This window comes from Huijunlia imazamoxiresistens (assembly GCF_037132455.1).
GTDB lineage: Bacteria > Bacteroidota > Bacteroidia > Chitinophagales > Chitinophagaceae > Flavisolibacter > Flavisolibacter imazamoxiresistens.
The window spans coordinates 1-14492 of sequence record NZ_JBBBEI010000039.1 but is presented as its reverse complement, the minus strand read 5'-3'; the positions used below and the strand labels follow the sequence as shown (position 1 = coordinate 14492).

Annotated in this window: 15 protein-coding genes and 1 pseudogene; 8 read left to right on the top strand and 8 right to left on the bottom strand. The window is 52.5% G+C overall.

Annotation, left to right across the window (positions count from 1 at the left end):
* Positions 1-76 precede the first annotated feature (76 nt).
* Positions 77-1201 carry a FecR family protein gene (locus V9K67_RS24960; RefSeq protein WP_336727497.1) on the bottom strand — a complete coding sequence of 375 codons (1125 nt, stop codon included), beginning with the start codon at positions 1199-1201 and terminating at the stop codon, positions 77-79.
* Positions 1202-1277: 76 nt separating this feature from the next.
* A complete protein-coding gene (locus V9K67_RS24955) occupies positions 1278-1868 on the bottom strand; it encodes an RNA polymerase sigma-70 factor (RefSeq protein WP_336727494.1) in 591 nt (196 codons plus the stop codon).
* Between the two features lie 342 nt (positions 1869-2210).
* On the opposite strand from V9K67_RS24955, the gene V9K67_RS24950 reads away from it, so the two are divergent.
* The 4 genes from V9K67_RS24950 to V9K67_RS24935 all read left to right on the top strand — a co-directional run bounded on the left by V9K67_RS24950 (position 2211) and on the right by V9K67_RS24935 (position 5567).
* Entirely contained in the window at positions 2211-2552 is a 342-nt protein-coding gene (locus V9K67_RS24950) for an HNH endonuclease (protein WP_336727492.1), read from the top strand.
* 20 nt (positions 2553-2572) lie between these two features.
* Positions 2573-2908: a hypothetical protein gene (locus tag V9K67_RS24945; protein WP_336727490.1), complete on the top strand. Its 336-nt coding sequence runs from the start codon at positions 2573-2575 to the stop codon at positions 2906-2908.
* A gap of 297 nt (positions 2909-3205) precedes the next feature.
* Complete coding sequence (locus V9K67_RS24940) at positions 3206-3454, top strand: hypothetical protein (RefSeq protein WP_336727487.1); 249 nt, start codon at positions 3206-3208, stop codon at positions 3452-3454.
* Between the two features lie 316 nt (positions 3455-3770).
* Positions 3771-5567: a rhamnogalacturonan lyase gene (locus tag V9K67_RS24935; protein ID WP_336727485.1), complete on the top strand. Its 1797-nt coding sequence runs from the start codon at positions 3771-3773 to the stop codon at positions 5565-5567.
* Between the two features lie 119 nt (positions 5568-5686).
* Here the strand turns inward: V9K67_RS24935 and V9K67_RS24930 are convergent, their stop codons facing one another.
* From V9K67_RS24930 to rbp (V9K67_RS24910), 5 genes are all read right to left on the bottom strand, one after another.
* Positions 5687-7312 (bottom strand): pectate lyase family protein, encoded by a 1626-nt coding sequence (locus tag V9K67_RS24930; protein ID WP_336727483.1) that lies wholly within the window; start codon positions 7310-7312, stop codon positions 5687-5689.
* A gap of 1273 nt (positions 7313-8585) precedes the next feature.
* Positions 8586-9158 (bottom strand): chemotaxis protein CheB, encoded by a 573-nt coding sequence (locus tag V9K67_RS24925; RefSeq protein ID WP_336727481.1) that lies wholly within the window; start codon positions 9156-9158, stop codon positions 8586-8588.
* Between the two features lie 45 nt (positions 9159-9203).
* The gene (locus V9K67_RS24920; RefSeq protein ID WP_336727478.1) at positions 9204-10277 is read right to left on the bottom strand and encodes a fatty acid desaturase family protein; all 1074 of its coding nucleotides are present in this window, start codon (positions 10275-10277) and stop codon (positions 9204-9206) included.
* Positions 10278-10387: 110 nt separating this feature from the next.
* Positions 10388-10846, bottom strand: coding sequence for a cold-shock protein (locus V9K67_RS24915; protein ID WP_336727476.1), 459 nt, complete (start codon positions 10844-10846; stop codon positions 10388-10390).
* Between the two features lie 143 nt (positions 10847-10989).
* Positions 10990-11304 carry an RNA-binding regulator gene (gene rbp, locus V9K67_RS24910; RefSeq protein WP_336727474.1) on the bottom strand — a complete coding sequence of 105 codons (315 nt, stop codon included), beginning with the start codon at positions 11302-11304 and terminating at the stop codon, positions 10990-10992.
* Between the two features lie 274 nt (positions 11305-11578).
* Here rbp (V9K67_RS24910) and V9K67_RS27230 point away from each other — a divergent pair.
* Positions 11579-11638: pseudogene (locus tag V9K67_RS27230) on the top strand (hypothetical protein); the annotation flags it as partial.
* A gap of 238 nt (positions 11639-11876) precedes the next feature.
* Here the strand turns inward: V9K67_RS27230 and V9K67_RS24905 are convergent.
* Entirely contained in the window at positions 11877-12161 is a 285-nt protein-coding gene (locus V9K67_RS24905; RefSeq protein WP_336727472.1) for a hypothetical protein, read from the bottom strand.
* A gap of 423 nt (positions 12162-12584) precedes the next feature.
* On the opposite strand from V9K67_RS24905, the gene V9K67_RS24900 reads away from it, so the two are divergent.
* From V9K67_RS24900 to V9K67_RS24890, 3 genes are all read left to right on the top strand, one after another.
* Positions 12585-12842, top strand: a complete 258-nt coding sequence (locus V9K67_RS24900) for a hypothetical protein (RefSeq protein WP_336727470.1) — start codon at positions 12585-12587, stop codon at positions 12840-12842.
* 150 nt (positions 12843-12992) lie between these two features.
* The gene (gene rbp, locus V9K67_RS24895) at positions 12993-13280 is read left to right on the top strand and encodes an RNA-binding regulator (protein ID WP_336727468.1); all 288 of its coding nucleotides are present in this window, start codon (positions 12993-12995) and stop codon (positions 13278-13280) included.
* Between the two features lie 189 nt (positions 13281-13469).
* Positions 13470-14336: a transglutaminase family protein gene (locus tag V9K67_RS24890; protein WP_336727466.1), complete on the top strand. Its 867-nt coding sequence runs from the start codon at positions 13470-13472 to the stop codon at positions 14334-14336.
* Positions 14337-14492 lie beyond the last annotated feature (156 nt).

Here is a 14492-nt window from a genome sequence, read left to right as displayed (position 1 = left end):
TTGACAAATCATCGGCAGTCCCTATCAGTATATCTGATGAGTCACCCCCGGAGGAGGCGCAGGCATCTATCAGCTCTTACTTACTGATAAGGAATGCAGTATCTTGTTTGGTAATCTTCAGATCGTGCAGGATACCTATTCGTTTCAGGATCGTTTCCAGGGAATCCGACTTGCTGTACCTGCCCGTGAAATAAATATTCGTTACATCCTTTTTGGTAAAAATGATCTTTGCATTGTACAGGGCGGCCAGTTGATGGAAAACATCTTCCAGCGACTGATTGTTGAACATGTACCAGGAACCTTCCGCATTTTGCGGCAGGGAAGGACTTTCCGGGGAAAGCGCTTCGCTGGTACTCTCTTCCGCCGCCTCCCGGCGCTCCTCGAATGCCTTTACCTGTAGGACCGCTCCGTAAACAAACTCCTGGCCCGGCAGCAGGTACACCTCCTTTCTCATCTTTTTGTTGGCCCGGTTCACCGCTCTCACCACTACACGGCCTTCGTACAACCGCACCACTACGGTCCCGGGGACGTGTTTGAATGCCGTTACGGAAAATTCAGTACCCAGGGCGGTGGTCGCAACCGCGCCGCTGGTGACCGTAAACGGCCGGCCGGGATCTTTCGTCACGGTAAAGCGGGCTTTCCCGCTTAAGGTGATATCCCGGGTAGCGCCCCAGGGATCCCCATACGTCAGTTCGCCTTTATCTTCCAGCACCACCACCGAGCCATCCGGCAGTTGGATCTTTTTTGCTGCTCCCGAGGTATTCCGCTCGTGCCGGATAACCGCCAGGGCGCCGCCGGAAGCCTTTTGTTCCTTTTGTACGGCCATTGGCGGCTGTACCGGTTCGTTGCGCTGCCACAGCAGGGCCGCAGCCACCAGCAGGAGCACAGCGGCAGCAACCGCCACCCACAGGAACCGGCTTCGGTGCCCTCCTTCCAGGGGCACTGCCAGGGGCGCTTCGGTTTCCGGTGCCGGCTGCCGGCCGGCCTGCAACTGTTGCTGTATCTTTTGATAGATCAACGCCCCGGTCTCCGCTTCTGCCCGGTCCAGCCCTCCTTCCTCCTGAAACCGTGCATCCAGTTCAGCAGCCAGGTACAACAGGTTTTCAGGATCCCGCAACAGCTGGGCGAACTCCTGCTGCTCCTCTTCCAGGAGCGTAGCATTCAGGTGCCGGGCAACGAGTTCTTTAAATTTGGGGTCCATACATTCCGGTTAAGAAGGGCGTCTTTATTAAGGACGCAGCAGCTCATCAAGAGTACTAGTCGGGGAAAAAATATTTTCAAGATTTTTTTGAAAGCAGCAGAAGTTCTATTGCCAAAAGGGAAACATAATTTTTTTCCAGGTATTTACGTATAAAGTTTATGGCTTTCGATATGTGCACCCGGACGGTCAGCTTGGAAATCTGCATTTCCCGGGCAATGTCTTCATAGCGCATGCCCTGCTGGCGGCTGAGCTGGTAAGCCCGTTGCTGCTGGGGAGGCAGCTGTTCGATAGCCTGGTGCAGCAGTTGTACCGATTCCTTGAAGGAAAGCTGTTTTTCGGGCAGCAGCACCTCTTCTTCCAGGGGCGCTTCGGGGTCCAGATAGGCATGAAAAACGTTTGTGCGCAGGCTGCTGATAATAAGGTTCCGGGCGGACACCAGCAGGTAGGGGCGGAACTCGCGGACCTGGAGCAGGGTTTCTTTATGGGTCCATATTTTCAAAAAAACATCCTGGACGATATCCTGTGCCGCCTCCGGCGATTTCAGCCAGGCCAGGGCCTGGGAATAGATTTTTTCCCAGTACCGCCGGTACAGTTCCCCATAGGCCCGTTCGTTTTCTTCCTGCAGCAATTCAAGTAACCGTTTATCGTCCAGAGCAGCGTAATCCATGTCTTATTGCGTCATAAGGGACAAAAATAGCCAGAAACCCCGTTCCGGGGTTTTATTTCGTTCCGGGGTTTATTTATTGCACCCGGGCTCCGGCCGGAACCGCCGCTATAGCTACGGAAGCATCGCCCGGGAAAACCGCCAGCCTTTGTCAAAATCCGGAACACTTCGCTGCGCCCGGGCAGCAGGAAGCAAATAAAACACAGGGCAGCTTTGCCGGTAAGCCGGCCGTTAAAAGGAAACGCTTTTCTTTCATAATAACAGCAATGAAACTGATAGTATAAAACGGGGCTTAAAGATATACCTCCTGCCAGGAAGTAAGCCGGGAATCAGGAACTTTGGTACATGAACGCCAGGTGGAAAAAAAATAAACAGCCGGTATTGCTGACAAGGGATCAGTTCCGGGAGGCAGTCTTTCAACGGGACCACCATAAATGCGTGATCTGCGGGGAACCCGGCGTGGACGCTCACCATATTTTAGACCGGAAGCTGTTTGCGGATGGCGGTTACTACCTGGACAATGGCGCCACGCTATGCTCCCGGCACCACTGGGACGCTGAAAAATGTATTCTGACCGTGGAGCAGATCCGTCTGGCAGCAGGAATAATGACGATCATTCTTCCTCCATATTTACTTCCGGAAACAATTTATGACAAATGGGGAAAACCAAGTCAGGGCCACACCTGAAAAAACCGTTTATTTAGGGCATGAGAAAGGAGCTTTCCAATAGTGAGGGGGAACGCAGGCGGTTCCGGGCGGTGTTCAGCCGCTTTGGATCAAAGGTCAACTACAAAGGCCATTCGGAGCCCACGCTCTTGCTCACCAAAGTTGCAGAGGCCGATACCGGGAAGCTGGTGACCGACCACGTATGGTTTGCCTACACCCAGGGGTTTCAGGCCTGCACGCTGACAGCTGGCGTGGTAGTGGAATTTGAAGCCCGGGTGAAAGCCTACACCAAGGGCTATGTCAACAGGCGCATCGGCATAGACCAGAAAACGACGGACTACAAGCTGAGCCACCCCACCAAAATCACCGTGCTGTAATACCCGCTGATGCTGCTCCTGCCTTCCGGGACAGCAGGCAGCAATTTCCCCCGTTCCTCTATCCAGCTCCCGGAGACAGGGAAAGGAATACCTTCCGATACAAAAATGCCTCTTATCATTTGCCTTTGGTAAAGTAAAATGGCATGGTCTTTTTTGGCAAAGAAACCAGGTGGCTGCACCTGAAGCGCCTGATGAGCTGGCAATTGCCTGTTCGGGGAAGCGCCCGCCGGCTGCCATACCCCGGCAGGGCATTACCCGCAGCGGCAGCCGCCTGGAGACGAAAACACGGAGGTAAGCATGACCCTATATGAATTCAGTGCATTCAGCGAGGAGGAAAAGGCCGATATTCTTGCAGGGTCCGTAAAGCTGGCCCATCGTGAGGACGACCGGCATTTGATCTTATTGTTCCAGGTGGAGGCTTTCTATGTGGAGGCGTACCGCGAAAAAGAACAGTACGAAATTACCCGCATCCATCCTTTTTCCTCGACAGACCTGCTGGAACCCTACCTGGAAGGCATCAATATTTCCGGCATGGCGGGCCTTTGATTTTTCCCTTTCCGCAGTGTCGCTCCCGGACGGGAAAAAGTAACGTTTAGGATGCTTCACGTATGCAGACATACGCGGAACCACATATTCCAAAAGAAGAAACGTTACGAATTCAAACCATCTGAATGCACGTAACCTACACCAGTTTGGTAGCGTCTGATTATCAGGACACTACAGGATGGAAACGCTAACGGACCCATTTATCTTTCCCTATAATACGCTTCAAATGATGCTTGCCGCTTTCAATCACTCAAGGTTACTATTCCTTTCTTTACTCTTCCCTTTACTAACCACATCGGTGCAGGCCCAGCGCCTTATGGAAAACCTCGACCGCGGGGTGGTAGCGGTTCGCCAGGCCGCGGATTCCGTTTTTGTCAGTTGGCGCTTGTTGGGTACCGAGCCCGAAAACCTGGGCTTCAATATATACCGGACAAGCGGTGGTGGGAAGCCGGTCAAATTAAATGCGCAGCCCCTAACGGCAGGAACGAACTTCATCGACACCAAGGCAGACCTGACCCAAACGACCGCGTATACCGTAACCCCTATCGAGAAGGGCCGGGAAACCGGCGGTACCAAGCCGTTTATGCTTCCGGCGAATGCACCCGTTCGCCAATACCTTTCCATTCCACTGCAGACACCAACCGGTTACCGGCCTCATGATGCTTCTGCGGGAGACCTGGATGGCGACGGCGCGTACGAGCTGGTGCTGCACCAGGTAGGTAAAGGCCTGGACAACTCCTTTAACGGCGTCACGGACCAACCGGTGGTCCAGGCCTATAAGATGGATGGAACCCTGCTGTGGACCATTAACCTGGGCCGGAACATCCGGGAGGGCGAACACTATACCCAGTTCATTGTGATGGACCTGGATGGCGACGGCAAGGCCGAAGTAGCCATGAAAACTGCAGACGGCACCATAGACGGTAAAGGAAAAGTGATGGGCGATTCGACCAAAGACTACCGAAGCAAGGAAGCCCGGACACTGGGCAAGGTGCTGGACGGACCGGAGTATTTTACCATCTTCAACGGCGAGACCGGTGCGGCCATGGCCACTACGAATTATATTCCTTCCCGCTATCCTACCGATGGCTGGGGCGGCCCCGGGGGCAACGGGGGCAACGATAACACTGGGAACCGGGTAGACCGCTTTCTTGCCTGTGCGGCGTTCCTCGACGGCAAATTACCCAGTGTCGTCATGTGCCGGGGCTATTACGGCAGAACCGTCCTGGCCGCCTGGGACTACCGGGGGGGCAAGCTCACCTCCCGTTGGGTGTTTGATACGAAAGACGGCAAAAACCCCTTCTCGGGCCAGGGCAACCACAACCTGACGGTTACCGACGTGGACAACGACGGGAAAGACGAAATTGTATACGGCTCGATGGTCGTCGATGACAATGGCAAGGGATTGTTTTCCACCGGCTTCCGGCATGGGGATGCGTTGCATGTAAGCGACCTCGATCCGGCGAAACCCGGGCTCGAAGTATTTGGTCCCCATGAAATAGAAGACCATTCCAAAAGCGACTCCGGCTATGTTGCCGGTGCCGGCCCCGGGGTGACGGTTTACAGTGCCCGCACAGGAGAAGTCTATTTTAAGGGTTCGATAGACACCGATGTGGGAGGGGGAACGGCGGAAAATATAGACCCGAAAAATCCGGGCGCCGAGATGTGGTGGTCGGGCTCCGGGGGATTATATTCGATGAAAGGAGAAAAAATCGGTCCTGCGCCGACAGGCGGTTCCTGGTTAATTTGGTGGGATGGTGATTTGACCCGGGAGCTGATGGGCGGCAACCGGGTCCATAAATACAAAAGCGGCACTATCTGGAGCCCGCCCGGCGGAGAAAGGGGCAACGGCAGGGGCAATCCGAACCTGACGGCCGATCTTTTCGGCGACTGGCGGGAAGAGATCGTTCTGAGCGCCGGCCCGAACGAACTCCGCGTTTATACGACCGTTATTCCTACTACTCGCCGTTTGTATACGCTGATGCACGACCCGCAATACCGATTGAGCATTGCCTGGCAGAATGTTGCTTATAACCAGCCGCCCCATTTAAGCTTTTATCTCGGCGAGGATATGAAGAAAGCGCCACGCCCAAATATCCGGTTAGTGAAGTAGGGAAAACCTTGTTGCATCTATCGTAAAAAGCCAGAGTCTTTCAGACTCTGGCTTTTTATCAGAATGAAGCGGGTGCCTCAAAGCTTGTTATTTGACCTGTATTTTTCCCTACAACCTGCTCAACTGATCGAATCGATGTTGTTGCCGAGGTTACGGTAATTGACATTTTCCTGGGGATTGGTGCCATTCAGGAATTCTTCAATGTTTGTATAGCCGTCGCCGTCGGTATCCTTGGCGCCATCTGAGGCATCTTTAGGATTCAGTTTATGCTTGGTCTCCCATTGGTCCGGCATGCCATCCCCGTCGCTATCGACAGGTACCTGGGCAGGATTGAAGGTAAGGTTGGGATAACCGCCCACTTCCGTTATGTCTTTAATGATACCAGTAGCCGTCATAGGTTTCCCGGTGCGTACCATTTCTGTCACCCGGCTGTCCACCGCATCACGCTTGGGTAAGGTAGCACCGGCCTTTGCCAGTACCGACTCGTAAGCGGCGCTGGCAGTTTGGTGGGGCGACACCGGCCATCCTACGAATGCAGTATTCACACGGGCAAGGTTCTCCGGTCCGCGCATACCCGCCCAGTTGTTCTTGGTCACCTCTTCATTGCCATGCAGGATGTTTCCGGCAACATACCATTTGCCGGGACGATTGGCGGCTTTAGGGTACCACTCGCCTTCCTTCCAGGCACTGCCGGGTGAGTACATGCTGCGCTCTTCAATGCGGGCAAAAACGTACCGCATGTTTTCATTGGTTGCGGGCCCGGGTTTGAAATAATTGTTGATGAAATTGATTTCAGAAGTTTCATCGCCGCCATCTACAGAACGGTGCCGCCAGTTGAAAACCACATTGTTGCGGAAATCAAAGGGGCCCGACATGCCTATGGAAGGATTCCTGGCCGTATTGCTGGCGAAAAGGTTGTGATGGAAGGTTGAAGGGTTTCCGCCCCAGGTGCCACCGAAAGCATGCCCTTTGGCATCCAGAGCTTCGCTGGAAATAGACCATTGAACGGTTACATGCTCTACGGGATCTTTTATCTGTGTTTTCCCATCCAGTGAGGGGCGCATGGTCCGGTAAATCGACATATTTTCATCCATACCCCAGCTGGTAGAACAATGGTCGATGATGACGTGATGTTGCGGATATCCGCCTATGTTATCATCGCCTTGTCCCCCGGAAGGAACGCCACGGCGCACACGTAAGTGGCGGATGATTACATTATACGTGTTGATATTAAGTGTGCCGGCAATACAAATACCATCGCCGGGTGCGGATTGACCTGCAATGGTAATGTCGGGATTGCTGATATTAAGATCCTCACTCACCTTTAGGGTGCCTGCCACACGAAATACGACAATACGGGGACCTTTTGCTTCCAAAGCAGCACGAAGACTTCCGGGACCACTATCGTTGAGATTTGTTACCGCAATGACTTTGCCTCCACGTCCTCCGGTGGTAAACATTCCGCCTCCCCATGCACCGGGAAACGCAGGAATAACGGCTTCCGGCAGCCGGGGTGGGTGCGGCGGTATTTGCCCGGGTTCCGGTTGCGCGGCACTTTGTGCTTTGGCACCTATACCGGGGCTTAAAAAAGCAAGCAGCAGCAAGCTTGCTGTGGCATTCTGAAAAGGTCTTTTCATTTTCGTTCGTATTTTTTGAGATTCAGGCGGAGCCGTCATTTTCATCATAACGAGGCTATCGCCATCTACTGGTGCGGTAGCCAGTGTTACACGTTCTTTTTTTTTCATTTATCTAATGTAGTGGGTTTATAACTGCTGTAGGTAGCGTCGGATAAGTGTGTGCCTCATTCATTCCGGAATACAAGGTACAGGCCGACCGCTTCGGCGGGCAGGCGGTCGAAAAAGATGTATGATAACGGGGATGCCGGTTGCCTCCGGGCTGGAAGTATACATGCCACAGATGGACGGACGGCCTTTCCACCGCCTCAGGGGTGAGGGGGCGGCGGGCCGGATCCAGGATCTTTGCGGCAGGTTTTTTATCAGTATGGCGTGTTCGCATAAGCCTAAAAGTAATCGCTAAGCAAAAAGCAACTAAAGCGTTCAATTCCATCACGGCAACCAGGACATTTCCCCTTCTTCGGTATAATAGCAGAGCTTTCCGCAGAAACAATTATAAACTCCCTTCAGGGCTTTTCCACTTACTGCGGAAAACCTTCCGGGATGTCAGCATGGGAGCGCGGCAAGCGATCTTTGCTTGAAGTGGGTTCTGGTATCCGGCAGTTGAAAACAGGGTACCGGAAGAGGAAACAGCCGGAGAGAATCCCTTACAGCTATTGATGCGCCGATTATTCCCCCCTGATTGAGTCAATAAAATTATAAAGCCTGAGGTTGCGGAAAAATGTAATATTTCATTAGATTCCTGTACTATTTTCTTATAGTCAGCGGAACAAACCTACCGAAGTCACAAAAAAACAGGTTCTTTATTTGACCTATTTTAGGTTCAAAATTCATCAACAAATAAACAACTGATTATCAACCAAATAATAAGCCGATAAAAAAACAAGAAGGATAGGAAGCCAAACACCCCGGCCGGCAGGCCCCTACAGGGCAGGTGTGCGGCTCACAAAAGCTGCAGCAGCGGATAAAGGGATGAGGATATCCCTGGAAACCAACCAAGAATCGGTGCCCGAAAGTGGACCTAAATTGCGGGAAGCCTACAGCTTCCCCTATCCCCCTGTTGCGGCCCTCCAGCACGGATATAGCACCACTGATACTGCAGCCTTTCTTCATCGGAAAGGAAACCGAATCCACCTGCCTTCCCTCTAAATACATGAGTAACTCCATGCTTTTTTCATTAAAAGGTTCAATTTACCCTTTAAAGGGGGGCTTTCCAAGGTCCTTCTTTCAACAGGCAAAGTGCCCCGTCGCAACCTGATCCAGGTAGCCGGAATTACACAAGTGGCGGCTTGAGGTACGGAATGCCGTTTTTCCCGCCTTTGATCCGTAATGCACGCTCAGGTGGTGAAGGGAACCCCGGCCTTGGGGTGGCAAAATTCTCTATCTACCCCGTTCGCCGCATATAATCCCGGATAACCCAAGGTATTTCGCCGGGAACTTCTATATGGTCCACATGGCCGCCTTCTATGGCATGCTCCGGCATGGAGCGGTGGATACAGGAGGAGGGCGCCTGGGCGATCACCAATCCGCCGGCTTGTTTAATCCACCCGGTTCCCTTGGTGCCATCCCACCCCGCCCCGGAAAGCACAATGGCAATGGCCCTTTTGTCGATGTCCATAGCGGCCAGCGACTGGAAGAAAAGGTCAATGGAGGACGGGAAGCCCCGGTCTGTGCCCTCTTTCGCTACCAGTTGCAGCGCCCCTTCAAAGATGACCAGGTCCTTATGGCAGGGACCGATGTATATGGTGCCCGCCTGCAACGGCATGGCCCGGTCCACCTCCACGATGGGCAGCCCTGTATACCGTTCCAGGATCGACTTGAGCTGGCTCTGGTAGTTTTGGGGCAGATGCCGCAAGATCACGTAGGATGCAGGGCCGGAAACGCTTTGCTCAAAAAAAGCCGTTAAGGCTTCCAGGCAGCCCGCCGATCCGCCTATAGCGATGATGTAGTGGTTCATTTTATAAGGATGAGGGATGAAAAAGAGGAACAAGGAACCGTGCCGCTACCCGCTATTTCGACCCAGTAGCTTCATGGTACGAACATGGGAGGCAAGGGCCGTTGCGAGGTCGGGAAAACAATGGTAAGGCAGGTGGAACTTCCGGCAGTGTTCCTGTACGATGGTACTTAAAGCCGGGTAATGTATATGGCTGATGCGGGGAAACAAGTGGTGTTCCACCTGGAAGTTCAATCCCCCGGCCAGCCAGGTAATGAGTTTATTTTTGGGTGCAAAGTTGGCCGTGGTCTTTATCTGGTGTATGGCCCATTCGGTCTGGATCGTTTTGTCATCCATTCCTACCGAGTCAAACTCCGGCCCTTCCACCGCATGTGCCAACTGGAAAACATACGAGGTGACAATGCCCGTTGTAATGCCCATGATCAGGTAGCCGTTAAGCCAGGCCAGGGGGCCCACGCAAAGCACGGGGAGGAGGATGTAAAAAACCACGTACAGCACCTTGCTGGCCCAGAAGGTTATATGTTCGTTCCGATCCATGGGCTGCAGCGGCGTATTGTGGATCCTGCGGGTAAAATATTTTTTAAAGTCCCGCACGCTCACCCACATAAAAAGGGTGAATGAATACGCCAGGGGAAGGTACAGGTGCTGGTAACGGTGTACCGGCCTCCAGGGCTGGGTAGGGCTCTGGCGCAACAGCTTGCTTTGGGCAATATCATCATCTGCGCCTTCGATATTGGTATAGGTGTGGTGCAGGATATTGTGTTTCTGTTTCCAGAAAAAGGCATTGCCGCCAATGGCGTTCAGGCTGAGACCCAGTAATTGGTTCATCCATTTGCGGCCCGAATAGCTCCCATGGCAGGCATCATGCATGACATTGAACCCGATGCAGGCCAGGACGAAGCCCAGCAAAGCGCAGAGCGGAAGGCTGACTGCCGCAGGGAGGGACGCTGCCAATAAAGTGATATAAAGGCCCATGGCCAGGGGTATTAAAATAAGGGTCTTGGCATACAGGCGCCAGTTCCCGGTCTTTTTTAAGCCGTTGGCCTTAAAATAGCGTTCAACGGATTGCTTCAGCGACAGGAAGAACTGGCTGTTGGAATTATTAAAGGTGACTTTTGCCATATTAAATTTGTTGCAGCCGGCCATATTTACTGACCGGTATCGATGATGCCGTACAGGGCGTGAAGGATGGTGAAGAAATTGATGTTTGCCCGGCTTTATGCCTCCGGTGGCTATGCCGCCCGTTTCTTCACATTGACGGCATTCAGGCCACGGGGGCCCTTTTCTGTTTCGAAAGTGACCCTGTCGTTTTCCGAGATCCGTTCCTGGAGCTGGTTGACGTGTACGAATATGCGGTCCCCGGATTGCACGTCGCTGATAAATCCAAAGCCCTTGCTTTCATTAAAATAGCTGACCACGCCTTTGCGTGTCAGGTCCGCCTCTTCGGGCGCTTCGTATTTGGGAACGCTGATCTGGATATCTTCCGCATTAAAGATTCTTTTTTTGGTGCCATCGGGAGGTGTAGCGCTGAGGTTTCCGTTCTCATCAATGTAAGCCAGCATGTCGTCCAGCGACTTTCCCTTTGACGCATTCGCTTTGCGCTGCAGCATCTTCTCTTTTTTATCTTCGCGCTGCTTTTGGCGTTTTCTCTCTTTTTCCTTCTTGGAATAGGTTGCTTTTGATTTGGCCATTCTTTCTTTTTAATTATGGATAGTTCTGCCCATAAAAATTGGGGGCAGAATTTTCTTTGGATACCCACTGCAGGGCCCGGGGCGGTACCTGTAGCTGCAAATAAAAAGCCCCCCGTTGCCGGAGGACTTTGCTCAAAAGGATACTACCACCTGCTTTTCTTGTAGTCGCCACCGGAATCGCTGCGGAAAGGGCTGTTGGTGCGGGCAGGCCTGTCTTCTTTCGGGCGGGCCTCGGCCACTTTAATGTTGCGGCCGTCCATGAGGCCGTTATTCAGTTCGGCAATGGCTTCCTGGCCGGCGGTGGCCTCTGCCATTTCCACAAACCCGAATCCCCTGGATTGCCCGCTGAGCTTGTCCGTAATGACCTTCGCGGAGGCAACTTCACCAAAGGAAGTAAAGAGTTTTCTTAAGTCTTCATCCTGTACGTTGAAGCTTAAGTTCGATACATAAATGTTCATGCTTTCTGTTTAAGAAGTAAATAGGTCTGAGGAAGGCAAAGAGTAAGAGACTAACTAAGGTGCAGGGAGCAGAATAATTAACGAGTTACTGATGCGAGGCTCAAATTGATGCAATGAAGGTAGGCAATAACCAGCGGATATTTGCCAACGAATAGATAAAGTGTTTTATCGCAGGTGCTGAGGAACACCGGAACAGAAGTACGTATGCGCTGCAGGCCGCCACGAACCGCCCCCCTGCAGCTACGCATCCCGATCGGCCGGTGGTTTTGAAGCGTTGCGGAAAATAATAGCCGGACTGCCGGCTGATTGCAGCACGCCCATCTTTATTGTGTGGCATATGTCGCCGGTAGTCCGCGGCCTGTTGCCGCAGGTGCTCAACCGGATCACCGGCATTGTGCTGCCCGGTGCCCAGATGACGGTACCGCCGGGCTATGGACGGTAAAGCACTCGGACGGCACCACCATCGTACAGGATTATGGCTATTTCCTGTCGCTGGTACCGGCCGCTTGCGACCGGGTGTACCCGTGCGTTTCTCGTCACCAACAACAAGGAAAGTCCTTCGGATGGTTGCGTCATCTGGTAGAAGCATCAATGGTTTTTTCCCGGATCAGATAGCTTTCTATCTCCATTCCCAAGGATTCCAACAACTCTTTTGCGCCTGCTCTGTTATAAGCCCCGGTGTTCCTGTAGCCGTTAATGCCTGCATACCTGAGATGACCTGTTTGCAGCAGCCTGTCCAACGCCTCGTCATGGAATCTTATATGAAACCAGGGGTCCTGCCCTTTCTCCCCTACGCTTACCAATGCAGAGGTAGGAGTACCTTGATAAAGGAATTCAACCGTAAAAATTTTTGCCATAAATGAAATTTAATTGCAGCCCATGCCGCACCAAAACAAGAAATCTTTTATTCTATGATCTTCAGTACCTTCCTTTCAATAGGAAATACAGGTTCCGCACCGGTTTATTTTTCTGGCAGATCCTGAAGTAATCATGAAAAGCAAAACCGTATCCTGCCAGCACTTCAGGCGTTATAGGGACAGGTAACTAACTAAAGGAATGATTACAAAAGGCTTTTGGAGGGCTGTAATGTAGGCTTTTTTTCAATAGCCGGACGATAATGTCGTAAACCAGGTTCCAATCGGGCTTCCGGCACCCGGCAAAAAGCATATTGGCACAGTCTTTCGGGAGAAAGGATGCCGGGCCCGGCTCCCGGCCAGTCGCCCTACAGCGAGGTAAGGACCAAAAGACCTTTCGCTATTCACTAAATCCCGGAGGAAAGCATGACCCTGTTTGAGTTTAACGCGTTGCGCGAGGAGGAAAAGGCCCGCTTACTTGCCGAAGCCGTGCGGCTAGCCCACCGGGAGGATGATCGTGAGCTGGTATTATTATTCCAGATCGATGGGTTTTACGTCGAGGTGTACCGTGATAAGGAACAGTACGACATCACCCGCATCCGGTCGTTTACCTCCACCGACCTGCTGGATCCCTACCTGGCAGGCATCAATATTTCCGGAATTATAGGATTATTAAACCCTTAACAGTAAGGCAGCAATTTTTGTCCCATCTTTGAGGGGTCAATCTGAGCCTCGCATTTAGTAAGTAATTAATCTGGTAAATTTTCTTCCTCGTTAGTTTTCTTTACACTTTTGCCTCGTCTCACATTATTCCATTTTTTCAAAAGAAAACAAATGAACATTTACGTTTCCAATTTAAGCTTTAACATTCAGGATGAAGATTTAAGAGAATTTTTTGCCGATTATGGCGAAGTAACTTCTGCCAAAGTAATTACGGACCGGGAAACCGGCCGCAGCCGTGGCTTCGGGTTTGTAGAAATGTCCGATAAAGCAGCCGCTCAAAAGGCCATAGCAGAACTGGATGGCGGCAGCGTGGATGGCCGAACCATAAAAGTCGTGGAAGCCAAACCCAAAGAGAATCAGCCTGCACGCAGCGGCGGTTTCAGCAAAAGCAGGTGGTAAAACAACTTCTTCCAATTGAATACAAAGCCCTGGTATGCCAGGGCTTTTTTGTTCCGGGTATGGTGCCGGTTTAAACGATCGGTTCCCTAAATACCAGGGAGAAAAACCGGTGCACGGGAAGTGGGGCCGGAAGTTTGATTAGCTTCGGGGGCAGCCTTCCGCAAAACAAGGCAAGCCGAAATAAAAAATATGGCCAACAGAATACTGATCCGGCACCAGACCCATTACCAATACGAGCGTCCCGTATATCTTACCACCCATTACTTCCGGCTGAAGCCGGTTGCCCACTGCCGCATGCCCGTTGCGATTTATTCGCTGGCGGTAAGGCCAGCGAACCACCGCCTGCACTGGCAGCAGGATCCTTTTGGCAACTTCCTGGCCCGCGTGGATTTTACCGGACCAACAACAGAATTAGCTGTTGACGTAAAGATCGTTGGCGACCTGGCGCCGGTGAATCCGTTCGATTTTTTCCTGGAGGAATATGCCGGAAGTTTCCCCTTTGCCTACGAGGCCTCACTGAAAAAAGACCTGGGTCCCTACCTTGAAATCGTCGACAAGGGCCCCCTTTTGGAACAATGGCTCCAGGAAACAGACCGTCCGGTTCAGGGAATCATTGATTTCCTGTTACTGATCAATACCCGGGTTCACCGCGCTGTTTCTTATACGGTCCGTTTGGAGGAAGGGGTTCAAAACTGCGAAGAGACGCTAGAAAAAGGCTCGGGCTCCTGCAGGGACAGCGCCTGGCTGCTGGTGCAGGTACTGAGGCACCTGGGCCTTGCCGCCCGTTTCGTTTCCGGCTACCTGGTGCAACTGGCCGGCGCTGGAGAAGAGCCCGGAAGCGTGCAATCGGATTCGGCAGCGTTGCATGCCTGGGCAGAGGTCTTCCTTCCCGGTGGCGGCTGGATCGGTCTGGACCCCACCTCCGGCCTGCTGGCGGGTGAAGGACACCTGCCACTTGCCTGTACACCTACCCCGGAAGGAGCGGCTCCCATCACCGGCACCAGCGAGCAGTGCCGGACCAGTTTTACTTTTGAGCATACGGTCCTGCGGCTTTAACAGCCACTGCCCGCAGAAGCGGCAGGGACGGAAGGGGCGGTGCATAATAATGGGCTTACAAAAAAATTAAAAGGAAAGCTATGTTAGATCCGAAAGATGTGCGTGTGGGGAATTGGGTAATAAAAGTCACCGGAAGGGATGCCAACGGCAAAGCTT

Bases quoted from the DNA above. Each gene is read 5' to 3' on its own strand.
- V9K67_RS24890 (WP_336727466.1), top strand. From the start codon at position 13,470: ATGGCCAACAGAATACTGATCCGGCACCAGACCCATTACCAATACGAG.
- V9K67_RS24945 (WP_336727490.1), top strand. From the start codon at position 2,573: ATGAGAAAGGAGCTTTCCAATAGTGAGGGGGAACGCAGGCGGTTCCGG.
- rbp (WP_336727474.1), bottom strand. From the start codon at position 11,304: ATGAACATTTATGTATCGAACTTAAGCTTCAACGTACAGGATGAAGAC.
- rbp (WP_336727468.1), top strand. From the start codon at position 12,993: ATGAACATTTACGTTTCCAATTTAAGCTTTAACATTCAGGATGAAGAT.
- V9K67_RS24935 (WP_336727485.1), top strand. From the start codon at position 3,771: ATGGAAAACCTCGACCGCGGGGTGGTAGCGGTTCGCCAGGCCGCGGAT.
- V9K67_RS24960 (WP_336727497.1), bottom strand. From the start codon at position 1,201: ATGGACCCCAAATTTAAAGAACTCGTTGCCCGGCACCTGAATGCTACG.
- V9K67_RS24955 (WP_336727494.1), bottom strand. From the start codon at position 1,868: ATGGATTACGCTGCTCTGGACGATAAACGGTTACTTGAATTGCTGCAG.
- V9K67_RS24950 (WP_336727492.1), top strand. From the start codon at position 2,211: ATGAACGCCAGGTGGAAAAAAAATAAACAGCCGGTATTGCTGACAAGG.
- V9K67_RS24930 (WP_336727483.1), bottom strand. From the start codon at position 7,312: ATGAAAAAAAAAGAACGTGTAACACTGGCTACCGCACCAGTAGATGGC.
- V9K67_RS24905 (WP_336727472.1), bottom strand. From the start codon at position 12,161: ATGGCAAAAATTTTTACGGTTGAATTCCTTTATCAAGGTACTCCTACC.
- V9K67_RS24940 (WP_336727487.1), top strand. From the start codon at position 3,206: ATGACCCTATATGAATTCAGTGCATTCAGCGAGGAGGAAAAGGCCGAT.
- V9K67_RS24925 (WP_336727481.1), bottom strand. From the start codon at position 9,158: ATGAACCACTACATCATCGCTATAGGCGGATCGGCGGGCTGCCTGGAA.
- V9K67_RS24900 (WP_336727470.1), top strand. From the start codon at position 12,585: ATGACCCTGTTTGAGTTTAACGCGTTGCGCGAGGAGGAAAAGGCCCGC.
- V9K67_RS24915 (WP_336727476.1), bottom strand. From the start codon at position 10,846: ATGGCCAAATCAAAAGCAACCTATTCCAAGAAGGAAAAAGAGAGAAAA.
- V9K67_RS24920 (WP_336727478.1), bottom strand. From the start codon at position 10,277: ATGGCAAAAGTCACCTTTAATAATTCCAACAGCCAGTTCTTCCTGTCG.